At 47.8% G+C, this 584-nt stretch carries 1 protein-coding gene; it reads right to left on the reverse strand.

Going from position 1 to position 584, the window contains the following annotated elements; translation table 11 throughout:
- Positions 1 to 40 precede the first annotated feature (40 nt).
- Complete coding sequence (locus tag CA598_RS31705) at positions 41 to 571, reverse strand: hypothetical protein (RefSeq protein ID WP_094879066.1); 531 nt, start codon at positions 569 to 571, stop codon at positions 41 to 43.
- Positions 572 to 584 lie beyond the last annotated feature (13 nt).

A 584-nucleotide genomic window follows, 5' to 3' on the forward strand; every position in this document is an offset into this window, starting at 1 on the left:
AGAAATAGAGGCGCAATTAAGCGCCCCTTTAACGTGATACTTACGGTGTTGCCGTGATTGTTTCGTCACCGAGAATCGCAATAACTCCGTTCTCATCCGGAGTTGACCGGAGCGTTACGTTGGTAATACGTTCAGTTTCATTGTCGAACGAGTAAGACAAGTCCGTCTCGCTATACGCCAACGGCATCGTAATCCAAAAGTTCGGATCGTTAAGTTTTGCTAGCGGCTTAATAACAGCTTGCTTTGCAGTGTCAATCAAGTTAAGACCGACACCCGTCTTAACGACAATCTTAGAGTCTGTGCCGTCTGTTACGACTTCCGCACCTGCCATGATCTTCGGGATAGTCGGTAGGTCGTACTCTCCGAACGGTATCGTCGCGCTAACATTACGCCCAGTTATACGCTTACCGACGATGGTCTCGCCTGTTTGATCCGTCTTCTGTTCGCGATACGTTGTCTCAGTAGTAAAGGCAACTCCTCCGATTGTCGTTTCGAATTTCACCATCGTCGGACCAGTTCCGTACTCAACGATTGCTGGACCTATTTCGATCTTTTTGAAATCTTGAGCCATTCGTTATTTCCCC

Origin of the sequence: Paenibacillus sp. VTT E-133291 (assembly GCF_002264395.1) — a bacterium.
Lineage (GTDB): Bacteria > Bacillota > Bacilli > Paenibacillales > Paenibacillaceae > Paenibacillus_AQ > Paenibacillus_AQ nitricinens.